This is a genomic window from Erythrobacter sp. S43 (assembly GCF_057364955.1).
This window is the reverse complement of the sequence record NZ_CP200285.1, coordinates 427513-448550: the sequence shown is the minus strand read 5'-3', so window position 1 is coordinate 448550 and position 21038 is coordinate 427513. Positions and strand designations below refer to the sequence as shown.

Sequence of the window (21038 nt, the reverse complement as noted above, 5' to 3'; positions counted from 1 at the left end):
GGTTTAGTCAGGTAGGCGTTCAGGCAGCGGGAGCGGGCGCTTTACGGCCGAAAAGCGCGCGGTCTTCTTCTTTGAAAACCCGCTTCCAGATCACGAACAGATAGGTGCCAAGGATCGCCCAGACGCCGAATGCCAGCTCTACCCATTCGGGGAAGGTCGGCAGTGCATCGTATCCGATCATGGCGTTGAGCGATTCAGGCAGCATAGTGAAGCAGAAGCCGACCAGCACTGCGGGTCCCGTCGCCCAGACAAGCCCCCAGTTCCAACTGCTCACGGGCGCTTTCAAAAGCCGTGAAAGTAGGCCCGCTTTGATCAAACTCGAAAGGCCCAGCGCGATAAACAACGCTACGGCGGCCCCGCCTGCTTTGAACCCCTCATCCAGCCCACGCTCCTCTGCCATGGAAATGAAGAGAATGGTAAGCGCGGCTTGCAGGGTGATGATCCCGGTGCTGATCGTCAAATTGCGCTTCTTGGCCATATAGACCAACACGCTTTCGGACACGACAGCGGGGGAGGCGACCACCTCTGCGGCAAGCAGGATCACAAACGCGCCGGTGCCGCCGACGATCGCAGGCCCGGCGAGTCCCATGATCGCCTCGCCCGGAATGGCAAGGGCTATTGCAATGCCCAATTGCAGCGTCATGATCCAAAAACCGACCTGGCGCACCTGCGCGGCGATGGCTTCCTTATTGCCGCTTTTGAGGTTCTTGGTCACCACCGGCCCAAGGATCGGCTCGAACGCGGTTTTGAGCTTTTGCGGCAGTGTCACCACTTCCTTGGCGAAGAAGTAAATGCCCACCGCAGCAGGCGACGCCGCTTGGCCCAACAGGAAGACATCGAGCAGCCGGGTCCCGCGCTCGATCACGTCAGCGCCGACCAGCGGTAGTGAACGGGAGCACATCGAAGCGATGTATTTCGGTCGCGGGGCCCATCCGGTTGGCAGACCATAGGTGCGTAGGAACGAAAAGAGGGCGACGGCCAGCGCGGCATACACCGATGTGAGGAAGGCCAGCGCCAATCCGCCATCCGATATCACTGGTATGAAGAAAAAAACGAGCACTGCAATGGACTTGGTCCAAGGCTCGACAATGGCGCGGGCGCGCACGGTGGTGGCGATGTCGTATTTATAGGCCTGCGCGGCGAGCAGGATCTCGGTCAGTGCAATCGCGGGGATGGCGGCGATCATCCACATATCGAAATCGGAGTTGGTGCCGCTCGGGAAGATCACTGTCGGGAACAGCAACAAGATCAGGCAGGCGACGAGCGAGAACGTCAGTGAGGCGAGCATTCCGTCGAATACCAGGTTCGATTGCGGGATATGATCATGCTCGCTGCCATCGGTCAGCCGTTTGGCAAGCCCGCGCTTCTCACCCAGCGCGCAGATCAGCGCGAATATTTCGATAATCACATAAGCAGCGGCAAAGCGGCCCATCTCGTCGACGCCATAGAGGCGGTATCCGATGAAGAGGAACGGGATGCCACCAAGCGCACGGATGATAAAACCGAGGGCATTGGTGCGGCCACCCTTGGCAAGCGCCTGCATGTCCTCACCGTTCTTGTCGGGTCCAGTGTCGGCGGGCTTCTGGCTCACGCAGCGCCCCTTGCTCGGCCTTGAGCGGACGAGCGAGCAGGGCTGCGACCACAGAACGCGGATCTTCACCGCCGAGCATCGCGCTGACCGCTGTGACTATGGGCATGGCGATACCGCGTTCTTCGGCCAGTTTGGCCAGTACCGGTGCGGTGTGCGCGCCTTCGGCAACGGTTGTCCGGTCCGCCATCAACTCGGCAGCAGACTCGCCTTCGCCCAGCGCTTTCCCAAGGGAGAAATTGCGGCTGGAGGTCGAGGAGCATGTCAGAACCAGATCACCCAGACCGCAGAGGCCTGCAAGCGTCTCGGCGCGTGCGCCAAGGTTCTCGCCAAAGCGTAGCATTTCGGCATAGCCACGCGCGATCAGTGCCGCGCGGGCGTTTTGGCCAAGCCGCAATCCATCGACCAGACCGCAGGCGATGGCGAGCACATTCTTGATCGCTCCGCCAATCTCCGCACCAGTCACGTCGTCCGAATAATATGGCCGGAATGCTGGTCGCGCGATAGCAGGTTTCAGCCGCTCCCACTGCGCCTCGCCACCGCCACATGCGAGGGTTACAGCGGTGGGCAGGCCAGAGGCAACCTCATGCGCGAATGTTGGGCCGGAAAGGACGGCAATCTCGCTGTCAGGGCAGGCCGTGCGGGCTACATCATTCATCAGCCTTCCGGTGCCCGCTTCGATACCTTTGGAGCACAGCACCAGATCGCGTGGAGCTTTGGGTAGCTGGCTCAAGACGGTGCCGAGCACCTGCGCCGGGGTTACGCCAAGGACAATGTCGATATCGGCAAAATCGGCGAGATCACCTGTGGCGCGGATGTTCTCGGAAAGCTCGGCACTCGCCAGATAAGTCGGGTTGCGATGGGCGGAGTTGATCGCCTCGACCACATCGCTCTCATAGGCCCAGAGCAAGACGTCGCGTCCGTCGCTGGCGAGCATTTGCGCAAGGGCAGTGCCCCATGCGCCCGCGCCGATCACGCCAACACGGTTCACGCCTTCACCCCCGCGCCGCGCACTTTCTCGGCATCGGGGTCAAGCGGCCATCGCGGGCGCGCTTTCAGATCGAGCGGATCGGACACGAAATCGGCTCCTTCGGCCAGCAGCCGTTCGGCGCCTGCCCAGGCGATCATCGCCGCATTGTCTGTGCAAAGACCCATTGGCGGCGCAACAAATCGCATAGAGTGCTGAATGGCAAGGGCTTCGAGGGCGCCGCGCACAGTCTGGTTTGCTGCCACCCCGCCAGCCACCACAAGCGCGGGCATCGGCCCGGTCTGCGCGAGCGCAAATTCGAGCCGATCGATCAGGCAATCAACCGCTGCTTGCTGGAAACTCGCGGCGATGTCCTTCGGTTTATGCTCCTCGCTTTCAACGGTGCGAAGCACCGCGCTTTTGAGGCCAGCAAAGGAAAAATGCGGTTCCTTCGATCCTTTGAGTGGGCGGGGCAGCGGCACTGCTGTCGCATCGCCCTCCAAAGCCAGCTTCTCAACCGCAGGCCCGCCGGGATAACCGAGGCCCAAAATCTTCGCGGTCTTGTCAAACGCCTCGCCCAACGCGTCATCAATCGTGGTGGCAAGGCGGCGATACCAGCCTACGCCCTCGACTGCGAGGATTTGGCAATGCCCGCCGGAAACAAGCAAAAGCAGATACGGGAACGCTAAATCGGCATCGGCGAGACGCGGGCTTAGGGCATGGCCTTCAAGGTGATTGACTGCGATCAGAGGCTTGTCCGCAGCCATCGCAAGCGCTTTGCCGCTGACCAATCCGACCATCACGCCGCCAATTAGTCCGGGGCCAGCAGTGGCAGCGATGGCATCCACATCGGCAAGCGCAATCCCTGCATCATCCAAAACGCCTTTCAGCATCGGAGCAAGCCGTTCGGCATGGGCGCGCGCGGCGATTTCGGGGACCACGCCGCCGTAAGGCGCGTGCTCTTTTTCCTGACTGGCAATGCGTTGCGCCACGATGGAGCGGTCGCCTTTCACGAGCGCGACAGCCGTCTCGTCGCAGCTCGATTCTATCCCGAGCACGAGCAATTTGCCGTTCAAACTGTGCGACACTGATCCCATGAAGCTTCCACTTAGAGACTGTGCGGGCTAGGGCAAGCGTGCCTATGAGCCAGACACCAGACAATCCCGCCGGCGCGGACGTAAAAATGCGCCTTGGAACCCGGAACTCGCCGCTCGCCATGGCGCAGGCGGTGGAGACCCGCAAGCGACTTTGCGAAGCGCATGGCTGGAGCGAGGATCAGGTCGAACTGGTCGAGGTGCTGGCCAGCGGGGACAAGGTGCTCGACCGCCCGCTGGCCGAGATCGGCGGCAAAGCGCTATGGACCAAGGAACTGGATGTTTGGCTCGCCGAAGGGCGCATCGATGCCTCGGTCCATTCGGCCAAGGATGTTGAGACCATCCGTCCGAGCGAATTCACCTTTGGTGCGATGCTGCCGCGTGCGGACAAGCGAGACAGTCTGGTCGGAGCCAAGAGCATAGCCGATATTCCGCAAGGTGCAGTGGTCGGCACAAGCGCTCCACGCCGAGCGGCTCAGCTTCTGAATTTGCGTCCTGACTGCGCCGTTGTGACCTTCCGCGGCAATGTGGCGACGCGGCTAGGCAAGCTTGAGGCGGGCGAGGCCGATGTGACATTCCTTGCGGCAGCTGGATTGGAGCGGCTGGGCCAGTCCGAAGTTGGCGCGCCGCTCGACGAAAGCGAGTGGATTCCCGCCGCTGCACAAGGCGTGATCGTGATTGAGTGCCGCACCGATGACGATGCGGCAAAAGCGGCGCTGGCAGTAATCGGTGACGATACCGCGCGAGCCGAACTCGAGGCTGAGCGCGCACTGCTCGAAGCGCTAGGCGGCACATGCCACAGCCCCGTCGCGGCTTTGTGCAGCACAAAAGGCGAGACAATGACCATGCGAGCCGCGATCTTCAGCCCCGATGGCAAAGAACGCGTCGAAGGCACCGCCAGCTTCACCGCCAGTGATTTCGCACCTGTCACGGCGCTGGCGAAAGACATGCTCGACCGTGCCACCGCGGCGGTGACCGACCATTTCACCGGAAACGCATGACGCGTATTCTTGCCATCCGGCCCGAGCCGGGGCTGACCGCCACGCTGAAGCTGGGCGCGGAAATGGGTCTAGAAATCCACGGAGAAGCGCTGTTCGAGATACACCCTGTCGCATGGCAGGCCCCCGATCCCGCAAACATCGATGGCCTTCTGATCGGCAGTGCAAACGCGATCCTGCATGGTGGTGAGCAGCTTACGGCGTTCATAGACAAACCCGTTTATGCGGTGGGCGAGACGACAGCGGCGGCGGCCCGTGCGGCCGGTTTCACCGTCGAGAAAGTGGGCTCGGGCGGCTTGCAATCGGTTTTGGATGAGCTCCCCGAGCCCTTGCACCTCTTACGCGTATCGGGCGCCGAGCATGTGCCTTTGGACGCACCCACTGGGATTACGATCGACACGGTTGTCGCCTATGAAAGCGTGGTTCTGGCTCTGCCGGAAGATACCGTATCGCTGCTGCAGGAACCGTGCATCGTTCTGCTCCACTCCGCCGCTGCGGCGCGCCATTTTTCCGAAGAATGCGCCCGTCTTGGCTTAGATACCTCCTCGGTCTCTTTCGCAGCTCTGGGCCCTCGTATTGTCGAAGGATTAACCGGTGATTGGCATTCCATCCACATCTCACCGCGCCCCAAGGACACAGACTTGCTGGAAATGATCCGCAACCTGTGCATATAAGAATGTAACTTGAAGACGCGGCAGGAGCCGCGCACGGGGTCGCAGAACGGGAAACGATGGCATCGAAGTACGGTAGTCGCCGCAAACCATCCTCTAACCGAGGTCTTTTATTGGCCACGGTCGCATCCTTTGTCGCTGGCGGAATGCTCGTTGGCTATGCTGTCTGGTACAATGTGAACCCGGACGCAGGCGAAGGCGTGTCCTCCAGACCGGCAGTCGAAGCCAGCCCCAGCGCGGCGGCAACGGATAATGGCGGCATACTGACGTCCCCGCCAACGCCCTTGGCTGAGGCCCTAGAAGAGCTCGAAGATCTCGACCCTGACAACCCTGAAGAAGCGGTGGAAGCTGTTCGGACGGTGGCAGAGCAGACCGGCGGCATCGGCCAGCGTCTTGCTGCGGCGGAACAACGCCTGGGTGAACTCTCGCTTCAAACAGAGCGCGCGTCAGAGAATGCGGCGCAGCTTGAAAGCCTGCTGATTGCTTTTGCCGTTCGCCGTCTAATTGAACGCGGGGACGAGCTTGGCCTGTTGGCCGATCAGCTGCGTCTTCGCTTTGGCGACGATCGCCCCAATGCTGTCAGCACAGTAATTAATTTCTCACGCCGCGATACACCGCTGAGAATTGACCTTCTTTCCGCACGTCTGGAGGGGCTGGCGCCCGAGCTCACTCAGAGCGAGTCTGGGTTCTCGTGGGGACGGTTCACCAGCGAGTTGAGCTCTTTGTTCATTGTGCGCAGGCAAAGCACGCCTTCGCCACAATCCGATCAACGCATCACACGCGCACGCCGCGCTTTGGAACAGGGGCGGATCGAAAACGCGATTCAGGAGATCAAAGGCCTTCCCGGTGCGCCCGCTGCGCAAGAGTGGATCGCCGATGCCGAGGAATATGCCCGCGTGATGGATGCGCTGGACAATATCGAGCTCGCGGCGGTTCTCGCCCAACGCGGTTCGCAGGAAACGTCCGAAAACGACTGATTGGCGCGGCTCAGGCGCGCAGCAGCTCCGGCAGATCACCCGAGACCCCGCGGGCTTCGTCCATGAAGAACGTCTTAAGCACGCCGGCTCGCTGTACGCCTGCCATGCCGAGACGACGGATGGCCGATGCGGTTTTGCCCGGAGCGCCGAACAGGCGCGTAAGCCCATCGGTTGCAAGCGCGACCATAAAACTGTCGAGCCCGCGCCAGTTTTCATAGCGCTTGAGCAATTGCGCATCACCCGGATCAAGCCCGATGCGCGCGCCATCTGCCAGCACTTCGACTAGGGCTGCGGCGTCGCGCAGACCGAGATTGAGGCCTTGGCCCGCGATCGGGTGAATGCCGTGCGCGGCATCGCCCACCAGCGCGAGACGAGTGTCGGTGATCTTGGCGGTGTGGTGGAAGCCCAGCGGCCATGACGATCGATGCCCGACTGTTTGAACTTTGCCCAAAATATCGCCGGTGCGCTTCTCAACCTCGGCAATGAAGGCGCGGTCGGAGAGTTTGGTGACGGCATTCCCGTCTTCCTCCGATACGGTCCATACCAGCGAGCAGCGATGGGTGCCGTCCGCGTCATCATTGAGCGGCAGCAGCGCAAAAGGACCGGCAGGGTAGAAAATTTCCCAAGCTACGTGATCATGCGGCTTTTCATGGGTGAGGCCGGCGATGATGGCGCGGTGTTTGTAATCCCACTTGGCGATAGTGATTCCGGCGCTTTCGCGGGTGGGAGAGCCGCGACCTTCCGCGGCGATCATCAGGCGGCCTTTGAGCTTGCGTTTATCCGCAAGCACCGCTGCAACGCCAAATTCGCTGCGCTGGCGCTCGATGATTTCCGCCTTGGAAAGCCAGTTGATGAGAGGTTCGTCCGCAGCTGCCTCGAACAGGGCGAGGCGCAGATTGCGGTTAGGGAACATGCGTCCCAGCGTGCCTTCATCCTCGCCCGGCACAAAGTCGATACGCCCCGGCTTGTTCTGATCGGTCACTGCGATGCTGCTGATCGGCGCACCAATTGGCTCCAGCCCATCGGCAATGCCGATATTGCGGAACAAGTGCCAGCTGGCGGTCGAAATGGCGGTGGCGCGGTCGTCGAAGCCTTCGGCGGTCAGTTCCGCCGGATCAGCGCGGTCGATCACATGGCTGGACAGGCCCTTCTTCGCCGCTGCGAGGGCAAGCGTCATGCCGACCAATCCTCCACCGAGGATCAGGAGGTCGCGGGTTTCTGTATCTGGATTAGCCATGTGTCACCTTGTTCGCTTTGATTGCGAATACGATATGACCGCCCTAGAGGTTCCGCCGTGCCACACGCAAGAATGTTCCCACGCCTGAAAGCCCTGTTGTTCGCATGGGCCATTGCGTTCGCCGCATTGGCGGGCGGAGTGGCGCATGCGCAAGGAGCCGATGAGCCGCGCACGGCTCGCTATGGCGACGGCAATATTGCGGTGCGCCTGATGGCCGATGGCCTGCCCAGACCGGGTGAGGAATGGATGCTCGCCCTTCGGTTCACCCCGCGCAGCGAGGAATGGCACGGATATTGGTCCAATCCTGGTGACGCAGGGAAGGGCCTGGAGCTTGAGCTCGACCTGCCCGAAGGCTGGAGGATGGGCGAGGCGCTGTATCCGGTGCCAGAGACGCTGGTTCAACAGCTGCAGACCGGCCCGTTGATGAACCATATTTACAAGGGTGATTATTCTGTTCTGATCCCCGTGCAGGTGCCTGCTGATGCGGCTGTCGAGGGCGTTCCTGACGTCGACGGCTTCGTCGAATACCTTGCCTGCACGGACACTGTGTGCGTGCCGCAGGACGCTGTGTTGAATGTAGGCGTCGGCGGTGATTTCGCGCGGTGGCAGGCCGAAGTCGCTCCGCTAATCGACGCGCAGAGCCGGTTTGCAGTCACGGACAATTTCGTTAGGCTGGCGGTCCCGTTGCCCGCTTCGGTGAACCTCAACGGCCCGCATGCCTTCATCGCGAACGAACGGCTGGTGGAGTACGCCGGGACGCAGACCTTTTACCGCGACGGTGACATGTTGGTGGTCGAAATTCCGCGCGATGGCGATAATCCGGCGCCGGACACGGTCGAGGGTATTCTCTCCTTTGGCGGCGACACCGGCGTGCGCTTTGTTGCCGAGGCGGGCGAAGTGCCTGTTGGTGTGACCAAGATCGCCGGTCCGGTCGGAATGACGGGTACACCGCCGCTTTGGACGCTCATCCTAGGCGCGTTGGTGGGTGGTTTGATCCTGAACATCATGCCCTGCGTTTTCCCGATCCTGAGCCTTAAAGCGATTGCGCTGGTGCGTTCAGGTGGCAGCGAAGCGGAGGCCAAGCGCGAGGGGTTGGCTTACACGGCGGGTGTCGTGGTCGCATGTGTTGGCCTTGGTGCGCTGATGCTGGCCTTGCGCGCAGCGGGCGAACAGGTTGGTTGGGCGTTCCAACTGCAAAGCCCCGGCGTGGTTATTGTGCTGCTGGTGCTTGCTGCGATGATCACCGCGAACTTTGCTGGAATTTTCGAACTTCCCTCTCTCAGTTTCACCCAAAGTGGCCAGCCCGCCGGAGCCTTCGCGACCGGCCTTTTGGCGGCCTTCGCAGCCACACCATGCACCGGACCATTTATGGCGGCGGCCTTGGGCGCGGCATTGTTGCTGCCAGCACCGCAGGCCTTGCTGCTCTTCGCCATGCTGGGGCTAGGTCTGGCGCTTCCGTTCCTTCTCATTGGCTTCATCCCAGCGCTGCGCCGAATGCTGCCCAAGCCCGGCGCGTGGATGGAGCGGTTCCGGCGCGTCATGGCGATCCCGATGGGGCTGACGACGCTCGCGTTGATCTGGCTGACAGTGCAGCTGGGCGGGCGCGGCTTTGCGCTGTTTGCGCTGGTGATGCTCTTCGGGATTATCCTTGGCCTGTTTGTGGTCGGACGGCTTCAGCGCGCTGGCAAGATGGCATGGCCCGCTTTTGGCCTTGTTGCCGCGCCGTTCCTGATCTTCGGAGCGTTCGCGCTGCCCCATGCCTATTCCGCGCAGGCCAGCGATGCATTCGAGTCCATCCTCGCCCCTCGTGAGTTCAGCCGCGAAGCGTTGGCCGAAGCGCGGGCATCGGGACAGCCGGCTTTCGTCTGGTTTACCGCCGATTGGTGTGTGACCTGCAAGGTGAACGAGAGCATCGCCATCGAGCGCGAGAGCACACGCGCGGCGTTTGAGAAAGCGGGCGTGATCGCGATGGTGGGAGACTGGACCAGCGGCGATGAAGACATCACCGCCTTCCTGAGCGAGCAGGGCGCGGCGGGTGTGCCGCTCTATCTATGGTATCCGGCGGGTGGCGGCGAGCCGGAGCAACTGCCGCAAGTGCTCACCGCCGATATGCTCAGCGAGCGGGCGCAGAATTCTCAGGCGGCGTCTCGGAAGTAGTCTCTTCGTCGGACCCCTCATCGGCTTCATCTTCGAGCACAATTCCGCGACATTTCGCCAGCAATTCGGTCGGTAAAGCGCTGGCGTTGAGTGTGACCATGCCGCCGCCTGGCACCGTCGCGGTCAGCTCTTCCTCGCCGATAAACGGTTCCAGCCGCACATCATCCGCCGCAACTTCTCCCTGCCACAGGAACCGTCCGCCAATCTCGGTCGCGTCCACCTCGATCCGGCCAATGCGCTCGTTTCCGATCAAGGCCATCATCGCGCCCGCGCCTTCGTCAGCCACGCTTATGCGGGTTAGTCGGATGCGGTTGTCAGCGATGCTCGCGCCTTCGACGCATTCCAGTGCCATCATCGCCGGTTCGCCGGGCAGGCCATAGACCATGCGCGTGTCGCTCGTGCCAACCCAGCGTGCACCCTCGCTTTCGGGGGAAGGCAGCGGGTCTGACGCGAAAGTCGGCGCGGCTTCAGGCATATCGCGGTTCATCCCCGCATCGGTAGGCGGAGGCTTGCAGGCGGCGATCATCGTCACCGCGCACACCGCCGCACACAAGCGTATCATGCCCTTTGCATCCATGCGCCACCCATATTCATGTGGTTACGCATCGCGCAATGCGAATTATCCTTCGCCTGTTTAAATGGGAGGGATAACTCGTGGCCAACACTTATATTGCGCATCGTTCGGCCAAGCGGATGGGAGTTCTTCTGGCGTTCCTTGCTATGATGGGCACGCTGATGCTGACCATTGACCTCTCGTTCCTGTTGCCGGACCCATCGGAGAGCTTTCGCGCGGGGAGACGTGCCAGCAGGCTTGAGACGTTGTTGGCTGTGCTGCCGTGGGTAGGTGGAGTGGCGCTGGTTGTGGCTCTGGCACTCTTGCCAACCTTGCTCCGTAAACGGGTGGAAATTGAAATTTCAGGAGCGGGCATTGCCTACCCGCCAGCATCGAATGACACATTGCCGTGGGACCGTATCGAGAGGGTTGCGGTGCGCAAAATGGCTATGGCTCGCGTGCTGGCCGTAACAATCCGCGACGCCGAGAGCTTCCCTATCAAACCCATGGCCCGCAAAGTCGCCGAGCTAAACAAGACGACCGGCGACTATGGCGATATCAACATCGAAACGATGCGCTCAGACGGTGACTTCGACGAGCTGGTTGCAGCGGTGGAGGGTTATGTGACGGTCGAGCCGATGAGCTAAGGCTTTCCGCCCATCCTTTTGTACCGGGTCTTCCCGTATCGCGTTTTCCGCGTGCCCGGCTTGCCTTCATTGCTGCGCCCCACAATAGGCGCTTTCTTCTCGCCATCGGGCAGGCCGAGCTCGTCGTTCTCCAACCGGCGGATCTCGTCGCGCAGGCGACCTGCTTCTTCGAATTCGAGGTTTGCGGCGGCGTCCCGCATCCTCTTCTCAAGATCTTCGATGTAGCTGCGCAGATTATGACCGACGAGGTTGTTGACCTCTTCATCGCCCGTATCGACGGTAGCACTGTCCTTCGATGCTGTGTCGGCGACGATATCGGCAATCGCGCGTTTGATCGTGGCCGGCGTGATCCCGTTCTCTTCGTTGAACGCCTCTTGCTTCTCGCGGCGGCGGTCGGTTTCCGCCATCGCGCGCTCCATGCTGCCGGTGATGCGGTCGGCGTAAAGGATCACACGGCCATCCACGTTGCGCGCTGCGCGGCCAATGGTTTGGACGAGCGAAGTTTCGGAGCGCAGGAAGCCTTCCTTGTCCGCGTCCAAGATACACACGAGGCCGCATTCGGGAATGTCGAGCCCCTCGCGCAGCAGGTTGATCCCGATCAGCACGTCGTAAACACCCAGCCGCAAGTCACGGATCAGTTCGATGCGTTCCAGCGTTTCAACGTCGGAGTGCATATAGCGGACCTTTACACCCGCTTCGTGCATGAACTCGGTAAGGTCCTCGGCCATCCTTTTGGTGAGCGTGGTGACGAGCGTGCGGTAGCCCTTCTTCGCGGTGGCGAGGCATTCCTGAATGCAGTCCTGCACCTGATCCTCGACAGGGCGCACATCGACGGGTGGGTCGATCAGGCCGGTTGGCCGGATTACCTGTTCGGCGAAGACACCGCCGGTCTGCTCCATTTCCCAATTGCCGGGCGTGGCCGAGACGCAGAATGTCTGAGGGCGCATCGCGTCCCATTCGTTGAAGCGAAGAGGGCGGTTGTCGATGCACGAGGGCAGGCGGAAGCCATACTCCGCCAGCGTCAGTTTGCGCCGATGGTCCCCGCGTGCCATCGCGCCGATCTGCGGCACCGTCTGGTGACTTTCGTCGACGAACAGCAGCGCATTTTCGGGCAGATATTCGAACAGAGTGGGCGGCGGCTCGCCGGGTAAGCGGCCTGTGAGGAAGCGCGAATAGTTCTCGATCCCGTTGCAGCTGCCCGTCGCGGCGATCATCTCGAGATCGAAATTGGTGCGCTGTTCGAGCCGTTGGCGCTCGAGCAGTTGGCCCTCTTCCTCAAGTTCCTGAAGCCGGTGGGATAGCTCGAATTTGATCGCTTCGGTCGCCTGCTTCATCGTCGGGCCGGGCGTCACGTAGTGCGAGTTGGCATAGACGCGCACCGTTTCCAGCTTAGCGCCAGTCTTGCCCGTCAGCGGATCAAATTCGGCAATTTCTTCAATCTCGTCGCCGAAGAAGCTGATGCGCCATGCCATGTCTTCGTAGTGGCTGGGGAAGATCTCCAGATTGTCCCCGCGCACGCGGAAGCAGCCGCGAGTAAAGGCGGCGTCATTCCGCTTGTATTGCAGCGCGACCAGCTTGCGGATTAGCTCCCGCTGATCAACAGTGTCGTCTTTCTTGATGTCGAAGATCATCGCCGAATAGGTTTCGACTGAGCCAATACCGTAGAGGCAGGAAACCGAGGCAACGATCAGCACATCGTCGCGTTCGAGCAGCGCGCGGGTGGCCGAGTGGCGCATCCGGTCGATCGCTTCGTTCACGCTCGATTCTTTCTCGATGTAGGTGTCGGAGCGGGGCACATAGGCTTCGGGCTGATAATAGTCGTAATAGCTGACGAAGTACTCGACCGCGTTTTCAGGGAAGAAGCTTTTGAACTCGCCATAAAGCTGCGCGGCGAGGATCTTGTTCGGCGCGAGCACGAGGGCGGGCCGCTGCAAGGTTTCGACCACCTTGGCCATGGTGAATGTCTTGCCCGATCCGGTTACGCCCAACAGCGTCTGCGTTTGGTCACCGGCCAAAGCGCCTTCAACCAGTTCCTTGATAGCCGTCGGCTGGTCGCCCGCCGGCTCATAGTCAGAGACCAGCTTGAATGGCTTGCCCGGCATCGACTTTTCCGGGCGGGTGGGGCGATGCGGGGTGAAGTCCTCCCCGGTTTCAGGCTCTTCTAAGCCGCGACGAATGACGAGTTCGGACATGCGTGAACATATGGGGCACAAAGTGGCATGTGTGAAGAGTGTGAAAGAATGTCGCTATTCGCCAAGTGTTTTTCGCCAAAGACCTGCTAAGCCTGACGCCAATCTTTTGAGGAGGAATAGATGAAGTACGCATTTGGAACCGCTGCATTGGCGCTCGCACTCGCTGGCTGTAGCGGAGGCTCTGGCACAGATGCTGATACGGATGGAGACGGCAAAATCAGCGGTGAGGAAATGGCCGCAGAAACGCGCAAAGATGGCGGCGAGATAAAGCCAGAACCGGGCAAATACAAAGTCGATATGACATTCATATCAGTCGAAGGGATGCCCAAAGAAATGGCAGATATGATGGGCTCCCGCATGAGCACGTCGACCGAGTTCTGCATGACAGAAGAGATGGCCAAGGACGGCTTTGGCCGGAATCAGAACGACTTCGATGAAGACGATGATTGCACCGTCGGCAAGTACGATATCGAAGGTAATGACTTCGAGATGCAGATGACGTGCAAGTCAGGCGAAACGGTCGAAATGGAAATGTCCATGAAGGGCACTGTCAGTGCCACCAGCTCTGATCTTGAGATGACTTCGAAAGGCATGATGCCCGGCATGGAAAATGCCGAAGTCAAAATGCAGATCAAGCAAGAACGCATCGGTGACTGCGACGCCTGATGCGTATGAACTAACGCAGGGAGAACCGTTTCTTCATCGAGTATTCACCGCGCTTCGGTAGTCCTCGGCAACTATGGCGAAACGGTTCACCCTTTCCAGTCTCCGCGACATCGCAATGAGCGAGGGTGAATTCGCGCGCCGATTGGCTTTGGCGCGTGAAGGGATATCTCCGGATCAGGAAGCCGGCAAACCTGATCTGAAACGCATTCTGGGTGAGCTGGATATCCTTGCCGAGCCTGCGCGCCGCATTGTGCGGCGGTTGGAAATCAAGCCAAGCGATAATCCGCGCACAGTCCTCGTGCTGCCCGGTTTCGCGGCGCACCCGCGCAAGATGCGGTATCTTGCAGAGCAGATTGAGCGCGCCGGCCACACCGCCAAACGCTGGGGACAGGGCCGCAATTGGGGACCGACGCCCGAACGCTTTCAGCAGATCGAGGAGCGTTTGCTCGAAGTCCACCGCGACGCCGGTGAACCAGTAGTCTTGCTGGGATGGAGCCTTGGCGGCGTTTATGCCCGCGAGCTGGCACATCGTCATCCAGAAGCCATTGCCAAAGTGATCACCATGGGCTCCCCTTTTTCGGGCAGCCCGCGTGCGAACAATGTGTGGCGGGTCTATCAGTTCATCACCGGCCATCAGGTCGACGCGCCACCGGTTGAGGCCGATTTTTCTGCCAAGCCACCGGTCGAAACCGTTGCACTGTGGAGCCCAAGCGATGCGGTCATTGCCCCGCGATGCGCAGCAGGCACGCAAGACGAGCGCGACCGCGCGGTGGCGGTGCGGTGCAGTCATCTGGGCTTTACCTATTCTCCTGATGTCATCAAGGCCGTTCTGAAAGAGCTAGAACGCGGCTGAGTTCTCGCGCGATTTCCGCTTTAACTTTCGCGCGCTATCGGTAAGTATCCTTAGCAGCTGCAGCACACAGGGGATGGGCTGCCTTGCATCAGGGAACGCATGGTCGACCGCATCGACGGACAGCCTGACAATTTTGACGAGATGTTCGACAGTGCCGGACAGACTCGCCCTGCCTACACCGATTATTGCGACTGGCTCGATGATCAGGAAGACGGCTTCCTGCGCCGCAAAGCGACTGAGGCGGATGACAGTTTCCGCCGCACCGGAATCACTTTCAATGTCTATGGCGAGGATGATGCCGAAGAACGGCTGATCCCGTTTGACATGGTGCCCCGAGTGATCACCGCAAGCGAATGGCGCAAGCTGTCGCGTGGGATCGAGCAACGTGTGCGCGCGCTAAACGCCTTTCTCTATGACCTCTATCACCGGCAGGAGATTATTCGCGCGGGCCGCGTGCCGGATCGTTTGTTCAAAGGGAACGATGCTTGGTTGCCGCACATGGTCGGCTTCACCCCGCCAGGCGGAATCTACACCCATATTGTCGGCATTGATCTGGTGCGCACGGGGCCGAACGAATTCTACGTGCTCGAGGACAATGCCCGTACGCCATCTGGTGTCTCCTATATGCTGGAGAACCGCGAGACGATGATGTCTATGTTCCCGGACCTGTTCAGCAAGGTGCCGGTGGAGCCTGTGTCGAATTATCCGCGCAAGCTTGCCCGTTCGCTCGCCGCCTGCGCGCCGCCGGCGACCACAGGCAAACCGACAGTCGCGGTGCTAACGCCGGGAATCTACAACTCCGCCTATTATGAGCACGCCTTTCTGGCCGACCAGATGGGCGCCGAACTTGTCGAGGGCGGTGATCTGCGCGTGGTCGATGGCCGCGTCCAGATGCGCACCACGCGCGGCTACAAACCGATCGACGTGCTCTATCGCCGCGTCGACGACGAATATCTCGACCCGCTGACATTCGAGCCGAGTTCTATGTTGGGCGTACCAGGCATCATGGATGTGTACCGTTCCGGCGGGATCACCATCGCCAACGCACCGGGCACGGGCGTGTCGGACGACAAAGCAATTTACAGCTTCATGCCGGAGATCGTTGAATTCTACACCGGCGAGAAACCGCTGCTGCCGAATGTCCAAACTTGGCGCTGCGCCGATCCGGACAGCCTCGCTTACGTGCTCGACAATCTGGAAGAAGTCGTCGTCAAGGAAGTGCACGGTTCGGGCGGATACGGCATGCTGATCGGTCCGACGGCAAGTAAAAAAGAGATCGAGGCGTTCCGCGCGAAGCTGCAGGCCAATCCCGAAAACTACATCGCGCAGCCGACACTTTCGCTTTCAACCTGCCCTATCTTTACCAAGAAGGGCCTTGCCCCGCGCCATGTGGACTTGCGTCCGTTTGTGCTGTGCTCACCCAACGGGATCGAGATTACACCGGGCGGGCTGACGCGTGTGGCTCTGAAGAAAGGGTCATTGGTGGTGAACTCGTCTCAAGGCGGCGGCACCAAAGATACGTGGGTGCTGAAAGACTGATGTTAGGCCGGACCGCCAATGGAATGTTCTGGATGTCCCGCTATCTTGAGCGGGCCGAGAATACCGCGCGCCTGCTCGAAGCGGCGCTGCGCATGGCGATCACGCGCGACATCGAAACGGCCGAGGCAGAATGGCGCTCCGTCATCGCCACAATCGGCCAACGCTCCGCATACGAAGCGGTCAACGGCGCCTATGATGGCCACTCGGTCTGGAACTTCGTGCTGCGGGATAAGGCCAATCCGGGCAACATCCGCGAGATGTTCGGTCTGGTCAGGCAGAACGCGCGCACGGCCCGCACCAACATTTCCAGCGAGGTGTGGGAAGCGGTCAATGAAAGCTGGATGCAGCTCGACAAGAAGCTCTCGCGGCCCGTCAGCCAAGGGCAGGTTGGCGATGTGCTCACCACGATCCGGCAGGCGGGCACACGCTTTCACGGAGCCTTTGACGGTTCGATGCTCCGAAACGAAGGCTATCACTTCGCGCGCTCCGCGACGTTTGTAGAGCGCGCTGAAAGCACCGCTCGTATTCTCGACCTCAAATATTTCCTATTGCTGCCTTCGGTTTCCTATGTCGGTTCAAGTTTGGACACCGGCCAATGGGATCAGGTGCTCCGTTCGGTTGCGGGTGCGCGCGCCTATAGCTGGCTCAATGCTGGCCAAATCGATGCGCGCGGGATTGTTGAGTTCCTCGTTCTGGATAGCCGTTTCCCGCGCAGTCTGGCCTTTTGTCGCAGCGAGCTGCGCGATGAATTGGCCGCGCTCGCCCGCCTACATGGAAGCGACGGTCGCGCGAACGAGCTGATGCGGGAGGCCGATATCCTCATCAACGATCTCAGTGTTGACGACATCTTCGATCAGGGCCTGCATGAATTCCTGATTGATTTCATGTCGCGCAACGCCGCCATCTCCAGCGCCATCGCCGAAGACTATAGGTTCCACGCCTGATGCGCCTCTCGATCCGCCATAGAACCCGTTACACTTTTGATGATCCAGTGGTGCACGCGCTGCAGCGCTTGCGTCTGACGCCGAAGGAAACGCAGGGGCAGAAAATCATCAGCTGGGAAATGGGATACGAAAACGCCCACGCCGAGCTGGAATATGACGATCAGCACTTCAACACTTGCACATTGATCACGGTCGAGCCTGACACATGCGAAGTGACAGTGACGTGCAATGGCGTGGTCGAAACCACCGATAATGCTGGCATGATCGGCCGGCACTCGGGCCATCTGCCGCTTTGGAGCTTCCTTGGCCAGACCAAGCTGACTAAGCCGGGACAAAGAATGCGCGCGCTGATCCGCGAAGTGCCGGGGCCGGAAGAAGGTGCGAAACTCGATTATCTTCACGCTCTATCGGCCAAGATTCTCACCGATGTCGCCTATTCCAAAGGGACTACGCAGGCGGGCACCACGGCTGAGGAAGCTGTAGCCGCTGGCCATGGTGTGTGTCAGGATCACGCGCATATCTTCATCGGTGCTGCGCGCGCGGCGGATGTTCCGGCGCGCTACGTGAGCGGATATCTGATGATGAACGACCGAGTGGATCAGGAGGCGATGCACGCCTGGGCCGAAGCGCATATCGACGGGTTAGGCTGGGTCGGCTTTGACGTATCCAACGGGATCAGTCCGGACACCCGCTATGTCCGCGTTGCGACAGGCCGCGATTATGTCGACGCTGCGCCGGTCAATGTCATCAGCTATGGCACCAGCCAGCTAACGGTAGATGTCTCGGTCGAACAGCAACGCGAAGAACAGTGATGATAGTCGTTTCCAACGCGCGGCTTTTCGACTAATCGCGCGCCTCGACTTTCGGAGACTCAGATGACGTATTGTGTTGGCATGGTGCTCGAAAAAGGCCTTGTCCTGATGAGCGACACGCGCACCAATTCGGGCGTCGATAACATTTCCACCTTCCGTAAGATGTTCCATTGGCAGGTGCCGGGCGAGCGGATGATTGCAGTGATGACAGCTGGTAATCTCGCGACCACGCAGGCTGTGATCAGCAAGCTGGAAGAGCGCACCAAAGAGCCTGATCAGCGCGAGACGACGCTGCTCAACGGCCCAACCATGTTCAACGTCGCCACGGAGATTGGGCGGTTGCTCCGGAGCACTATCGCCGAAGCGCAAGCGTCCAACGGTGATCGCGGTAAGGGACGGTTCACCGCATCCATCATCGTCGCAGGCCAGATTGCAGGGATGCAGCCGCGCCTGTTCATGATCTATCCCGAAGGCAACTTTATCGAAGCGAGCTGGGACACGCCGTTCTTCCAGATTGGCGAGACCAAGTATGGCCGTCCGATCCTGATCCGTGGTTATGATCGTGACATGAGTTTTGAAGAAGCGGTAAAGCTGCTGATGGTCTCGTTTGACTCTACGCTCAAAGCCAACCTGTCGGTCGGCTTGCCGCTCGATTTGCTGGTGATCGAAAAGGATCAGTTCGCGCCGCTTCACGAACACCGAGTGACGCATGATGACCCGTATTTTGAGTCCGTCTCATCGGGTTGGGGCGATGCGCTTCGTCAAGCATTTCAGTCGCTTCCTGACTACTCGCTGGACGCTGAGTAAGGCCCATTTGCTGGCCTGGTTTGCGGTTTCTTCTTAACCACAACTCAGATTCCCGTTCAAAACGGACCTCAATTACACTAACATAATCAGTTGCTTGTAAAATTTGAGACGCGGCATTGCTCCAGATTGGTGGAGGTCTCGCGTGATACTACTCAGGCTTTCTGCGTACCCACTAAGCATGACACGCAGAGCCACACTCCATTTCATCGACTCCTCAAGCCGTCATCGCGCTGAATTAGCCCGGACCGGATTTGCCCTAGGCCATCATTCGGAAGTGTATGGCGATCTTTCAGAGTTATCGGTTCATCCCCCGCGAGAGGGCATCATCGTCGCTCGCGATAACCCCGAGGACGGCGGGGTCGCGAGCGTCCTCGAGCGCCTCGGGCGATTGGGAGTATGGTTGCCTTTGATCGCAGTCGGTGTTCAGCCGAACGCGACGCGGATTGTCGATGCGATCAAGGCCGGGGCGCTGGACTATCTCCCTCTACCGCTTGACCCTGAACGGTTTGGCACTTGCCTTGCGAGGATTGAGGAAGAGGCCGAAGCGTTCACACAGTCACGCCGCCGCATGATTGAGGCTCGGGACCGAATTTCCAATCTGTCTGGCCGCGAACGCGAAGTGCTCGATTGGTTGGCCGAGGGTAGCAGCAACAAGGTCATCGCGCGCGAGCTGGAGATCAGTCCACGCACGGTGGAAATCCATCGGGCCAACATGATGAACAAGTTGGGCGCGCGGCACGCTGCCGAAGCCGTCCGATTGAAGCTTGAGGCCCAATTGGAGGCGAGGCTGTCCGCTTGAGTGGAGAGGCTCAGCGGGGGCAATACCGCTGCCCCTGACGGCTCCGTTGTTCGGCTGCCCCAACTGCCGGACAGCGGGGCCGTAATTCTTTTAAGCGAGCTACCCGATCAGCGGCAGAATTTCCCGCCACCTTGTTCAAGGTGGAAATGATCCTCGTGATCCTTGTTGTAGTTCGGACCAAGCACCGTACCGAAGCGTTTGCAGGCGCTCTTATGCACCACGCGCAGGAATTCGCGTTCGGCTGCGCTGCCGCCATTCCAGTCCTGCTTGAGCATGATCGTGCGGCCATCCTCCAGCACAAAGCCCGACACGTCGATCGCCTCGGCACGGGCGTGGGCAGAGCGACGCTCTGTGCCCGCGACATTGCGGCAGGCATAGCTGCCCATGGTCACGACACGCTCCAACCCGCTGCCCAAGATCTGCTTTGCCGCGCGGTCCACTCCGTAGCGGACCCAGCCGCTGAACGCGTTGGCGGCAGTGCATTTGAGCGCGCCGATATTGGCCACCCCGAATTGCCCGCCATCACCCGACAACGCCATCAGTTGCACCGTGCCCAGCTTGTTACAGCCTGGCGCGGCATAGGTATCGGGCAGCGCCTCGAACCGCGCACCCGCAGCGCTCAGCTCGCTGATGCAGTTCATATCCTCAGGCTGCACCGCCACGCTTTGCGGCGCGCTGGCCATGCGGTTTTGAGCCGGACGCACAATCGGCGGAGGCAGGCGTCGGCCGGTGTTCGCCGCTGTGCTGACCGGGCCTGACATGCGGGCCGGTGTGCTGACCGAAGCCGATGCCGTGCTGGCCGCGCCGGTGGTGGGCGCCTTGCCCTGAGGGATGATCCCACCGCACGCGCCAAGCATGGTTGCACAGGCAAGCAGCGGGAAAGTCGATACAGATTTGAGTCGATGCGTCATGGCTAAGGACTATTGCCCAAACACCATGAACCAACTCGCAAGAGTTAGCGTTAACGCCGGTTTACCATAGACCTTTCAGCCACATGAACAGGCACATAGAGCTTATGGCAGTGCCTCCTCCTCCTGCTCCCACAACTCAATCTTAACCCCGTTGGGATCGAGCAGCCACGCAAACTTCCCATAACCCTCATCCACGGAGTCGAGCACATCGACCCCCTTGGCCTTCAGCGCGGCGACAAAGCCATCAAGGTCATGCACGCGCAGATTGATCATAAAGCCGCCCGTGCCCGGCTTGATGTACTCATCATCCTTGAAATGGCTGATCAGCGAGTAGGGATTGGGCTTTGGCTCCTCTGACCACGCCATCTGCGGCCCATATTCGCCATCCACGCCCAATACGTCGCGATACCAAACCCGCGTCGCCTCCGGATCCGCCGCGACGTAGAACACCCCTCCCAGGCCCGTAACTCTTGGTTCGTCAGTCATGTCGCACCCTCCCTTATCGACTCGCTGTGTAATCCCGGCCGCAAGTGTGGCGGCAGTTTGCCAGCGAGGGAAGGGGGCGCGCCAATGCCCTCGTTTCGCCGCGCATGGAGAACGCCTGAAACAGCTGACACAGTGTCCTG

At 60.3% G+C, this 21038-nt stretch carries 20 protein-coding genes; 12 read left to right on the top strand and 8 right to left on the bottom strand.

Going from position 1 to position 21038, the window contains the following annotated elements:
- Positions 1-19 precede the first annotated feature (19 nt).
- Genes AC0V6K_RS02335 through tsaD form a run of 3 tightly spaced genes read right to left on the bottom strand, consistent with a single transcriptional unit; the run spans position 20 to position 3652 of the window.
- Complete coding sequence (locus tag AC0V6K_RS02335; RefSeq protein WP_472624398.1) at positions 20-1591, bottom strand: lipopolysaccharide biosynthesis protein; 1572 nt, start codon at positions 1589-1591, stop codon at positions 20-22.
- Positions 1548-2579: an NAD(P)H-dependent glycerol-3-phosphate dehydrogenase gene (locus tag AC0V6K_RS02330; protein WP_486172538.1), complete on the bottom strand. Its 1032-nt coding sequence runs from the start codon at positions 2577-2579 to the stop codon at positions 1548-1550. Before AC0V6K_RS02330 ends, AC0V6K_RS02335 begins: the two co-directional genes overlap by 44 nt.
- The gene (gene tsaD, locus AC0V6K_RS02325) at positions 2576-3652 is read right to left on the bottom strand and encodes a tRNA (adenosine(37)-N6)-threonylcarbamoyltransferase complex transferase subunit TsaD (protein ID WP_472624396.1); all 1077 of its coding nucleotides are present in this window, start codon (positions 3650-3652) and stop codon (positions 2576-2578) included. The genes AC0V6K_RS02330 and tsaD overlap by 4 nt, the downstream gene beginning before the upstream one ends.
- Positions 3653-3738: 86 nt before the next feature.
- Between tsaD and hemC the strand changes: the two genes are divergently transcribed.
- The 3 genes from hemC to AC0V6K_RS02310 all read left to right on the top strand — a co-directional run bounded on the left by hemC (position 3739) and on the right by AC0V6K_RS02310 (position 6295).
- A complete protein-coding gene (hemC, locus tag AC0V6K_RS02320; protein WP_486172684.1) occupies positions 3739-4650 on the top strand; it encodes a hydroxymethylbilane synthase in 912 nt (303 codons plus the stop codon).
- Positions 4647-5321: a uroporphyrinogen-III synthase gene (locus tag AC0V6K_RS02315; RefSeq protein WP_472624394.1), complete on the top strand. Its 675-nt coding sequence runs from the start codon at positions 4647-4649 to the stop codon at positions 5319-5321. The genes hemC and AC0V6K_RS02315 overlap by 4 nt, the downstream gene beginning before the upstream one ends.
- A 110-nt stretch (positions 5322-5431) precedes the next feature.
- On the top strand, positions 5432-6295 hold the full coding sequence (locus AC0V6K_RS02310) for a hypothetical protein (RefSeq protein ID WP_472624392.1): 864 nt from the start codon (positions 5432-5434) through the stop codon (positions 6293-6295).
- A gap of 10 nt (positions 6296-6305) precedes the next feature.
- On the opposite strand, the gene AC0V6K_RS02305 is transcribed toward AC0V6K_RS02310, so the two are convergent.
- The gene (locus AC0V6K_RS02305) at positions 6306-7532 is read right to left on the bottom strand and encodes an FAD-dependent monooxygenase (RefSeq protein WP_472624390.1); all 1227 of its coding nucleotides are present in this window, start codon (positions 7530-7532) and stop codon (positions 6306-6308) included.
- Between the two features lie 57 nt (positions 7533-7589).
- Here AC0V6K_RS02305 and AC0V6K_RS02300 point away from each other — a divergent pair, with 57 nt between their 5' ends.
- Positions 7590-9689: a protein-disulfide reductase DsbD family protein gene (locus AC0V6K_RS02300; protein ID WP_472624388.1), complete on the top strand. Its 2100-nt coding sequence runs from the start codon at positions 7590-7592 to the stop codon at positions 9687-9689.
- Here AC0V6K_RS02300 and AC0V6K_RS02295 read toward each other — a convergent pair.
- On the bottom strand, positions 9646-10266 hold the full coding sequence (locus AC0V6K_RS02295) for a hypothetical protein (protein WP_472624386.1): 621 nt from the start codon (positions 10264-10266) through the stop codon (positions 9646-9648). The genes AC0V6K_RS02300 and AC0V6K_RS02295 overlap by 44 nt on opposite strands.
- A 77-nt stretch (positions 10267-10343) precedes the next feature.
- On the opposite strand from AC0V6K_RS02295, the gene AC0V6K_RS02290 reads away from it, so the two are divergent.
- Positions 10344-10889: a hypothetical protein gene (locus AC0V6K_RS02290; protein WP_472624384.1), complete on the top strand. Its 546-nt coding sequence runs from the start codon at positions 10344-10346 to the stop codon at positions 10887-10889.
- Here AC0V6K_RS02290 and uvrB read toward each other — a convergent pair.
- Entirely contained in the window at positions 10886-13081 is a 2196-nt protein-coding gene (gene uvrB / locus AC0V6K_RS02285; RefSeq protein ID WP_472624382.1) for an excinuclease ABC subunit UvrB, read from the bottom strand. The genes AC0V6K_RS02290 and uvrB overlap by 4 nt on opposite strands.
- A 120-nt stretch (positions 13082-13201) precedes the next feature.
- On the opposite strand from uvrB, the gene AC0V6K_RS02280 reads away from it, so the two are divergent.
- From AC0V6K_RS02280 to AC0V6K_RS02250, 7 genes are all read left to right on the top strand, one after another.
- Positions 13202-13747, top strand: coding sequence for a DUF3617 domain-containing protein (locus AC0V6K_RS02280; RefSeq protein ID WP_472624380.1), 546 nt, complete (start codon positions 13202-13204; stop codon positions 13745-13747).
- 73 nt (positions 13748-13820) lie between these two features.
- The gene (locus AC0V6K_RS02275; protein WP_472624378.1) at positions 13821-14600 is read left to right on the top strand and encodes an esterase/lipase family protein; all 780 of its coding nucleotides are present in this window, start codon (positions 13821-13823) and stop codon (positions 14598-14600) included.
- Positions 14601-14699: 99 nt separating this feature from the next.
- Positions 14700-16139, top strand: a complete 1440-nt coding sequence (locus AC0V6K_RS02270; protein WP_472624376.1) for a circularly permuted type 2 ATP-grasp protein — start codon at positions 14700-14702, stop codon at positions 16137-16139.
- Positions 16139-17083, top strand: a complete 945-nt coding sequence (locus AC0V6K_RS02265; RefSeq protein WP_472624374.1) for an alpha-E domain-containing protein — start codon at positions 16139-16141, stop codon at positions 17081-17083. Before AC0V6K_RS02270 ends, AC0V6K_RS02265 begins: the two co-directional genes overlap by 1 nt.
- Positions 17083-17895, top strand: coding sequence for a transglutaminase family protein (locus AC0V6K_RS02260; RefSeq protein WP_472624372.1), 813 nt, complete (start codon positions 17083-17085; stop codon positions 17893-17895). The genes AC0V6K_RS02265 and AC0V6K_RS02260 overlap by 1 nt, the downstream gene beginning before the upstream one ends.
- A gap of 63 nt (positions 17896-17958) precedes the next feature.
- Positions 17959-18702, top strand: a complete 744-nt coding sequence (locus AC0V6K_RS02255) for a proteasome-type protease (protein ID WP_472624370.1) — start codon at positions 17959-17961, stop codon at positions 18700-18702.
- 178 nt (positions 18703-18880) lie between these two features.
- Complete coding sequence (locus AC0V6K_RS02250; RefSeq protein WP_472624368.1) at positions 18881-19501, top strand: response regulator transcription factor; 621 nt, start codon at positions 18881-18883, stop codon at positions 19499-19501.
- 107 nt (positions 19502-19608) lie between these two features.
- Here the strand turns inward: AC0V6K_RS02250 and AC0V6K_RS02245 are convergent, their stop codons facing one another.
- Positions 19609-20412, bottom strand: a complete 804-nt coding sequence (locus AC0V6K_RS02245; RefSeq protein WP_472624366.1) for an extensin family protein — start codon at positions 20410-20412, stop codon at positions 19609-19611.
- A 102-nt stretch (positions 20413-20514) separates the two neighbouring features.
- Positions 20515-20898 carry a VOC family protein gene (locus AC0V6K_RS02240; protein ID WP_472624364.1) on the bottom strand — a complete coding sequence of 128 codons (384 nt, stop codon included), beginning with the start codon at positions 20896-20898 and terminating at the stop codon, positions 20515-20517.
- Positions 20899-21038: the final 140 nt, after the last annotated feature.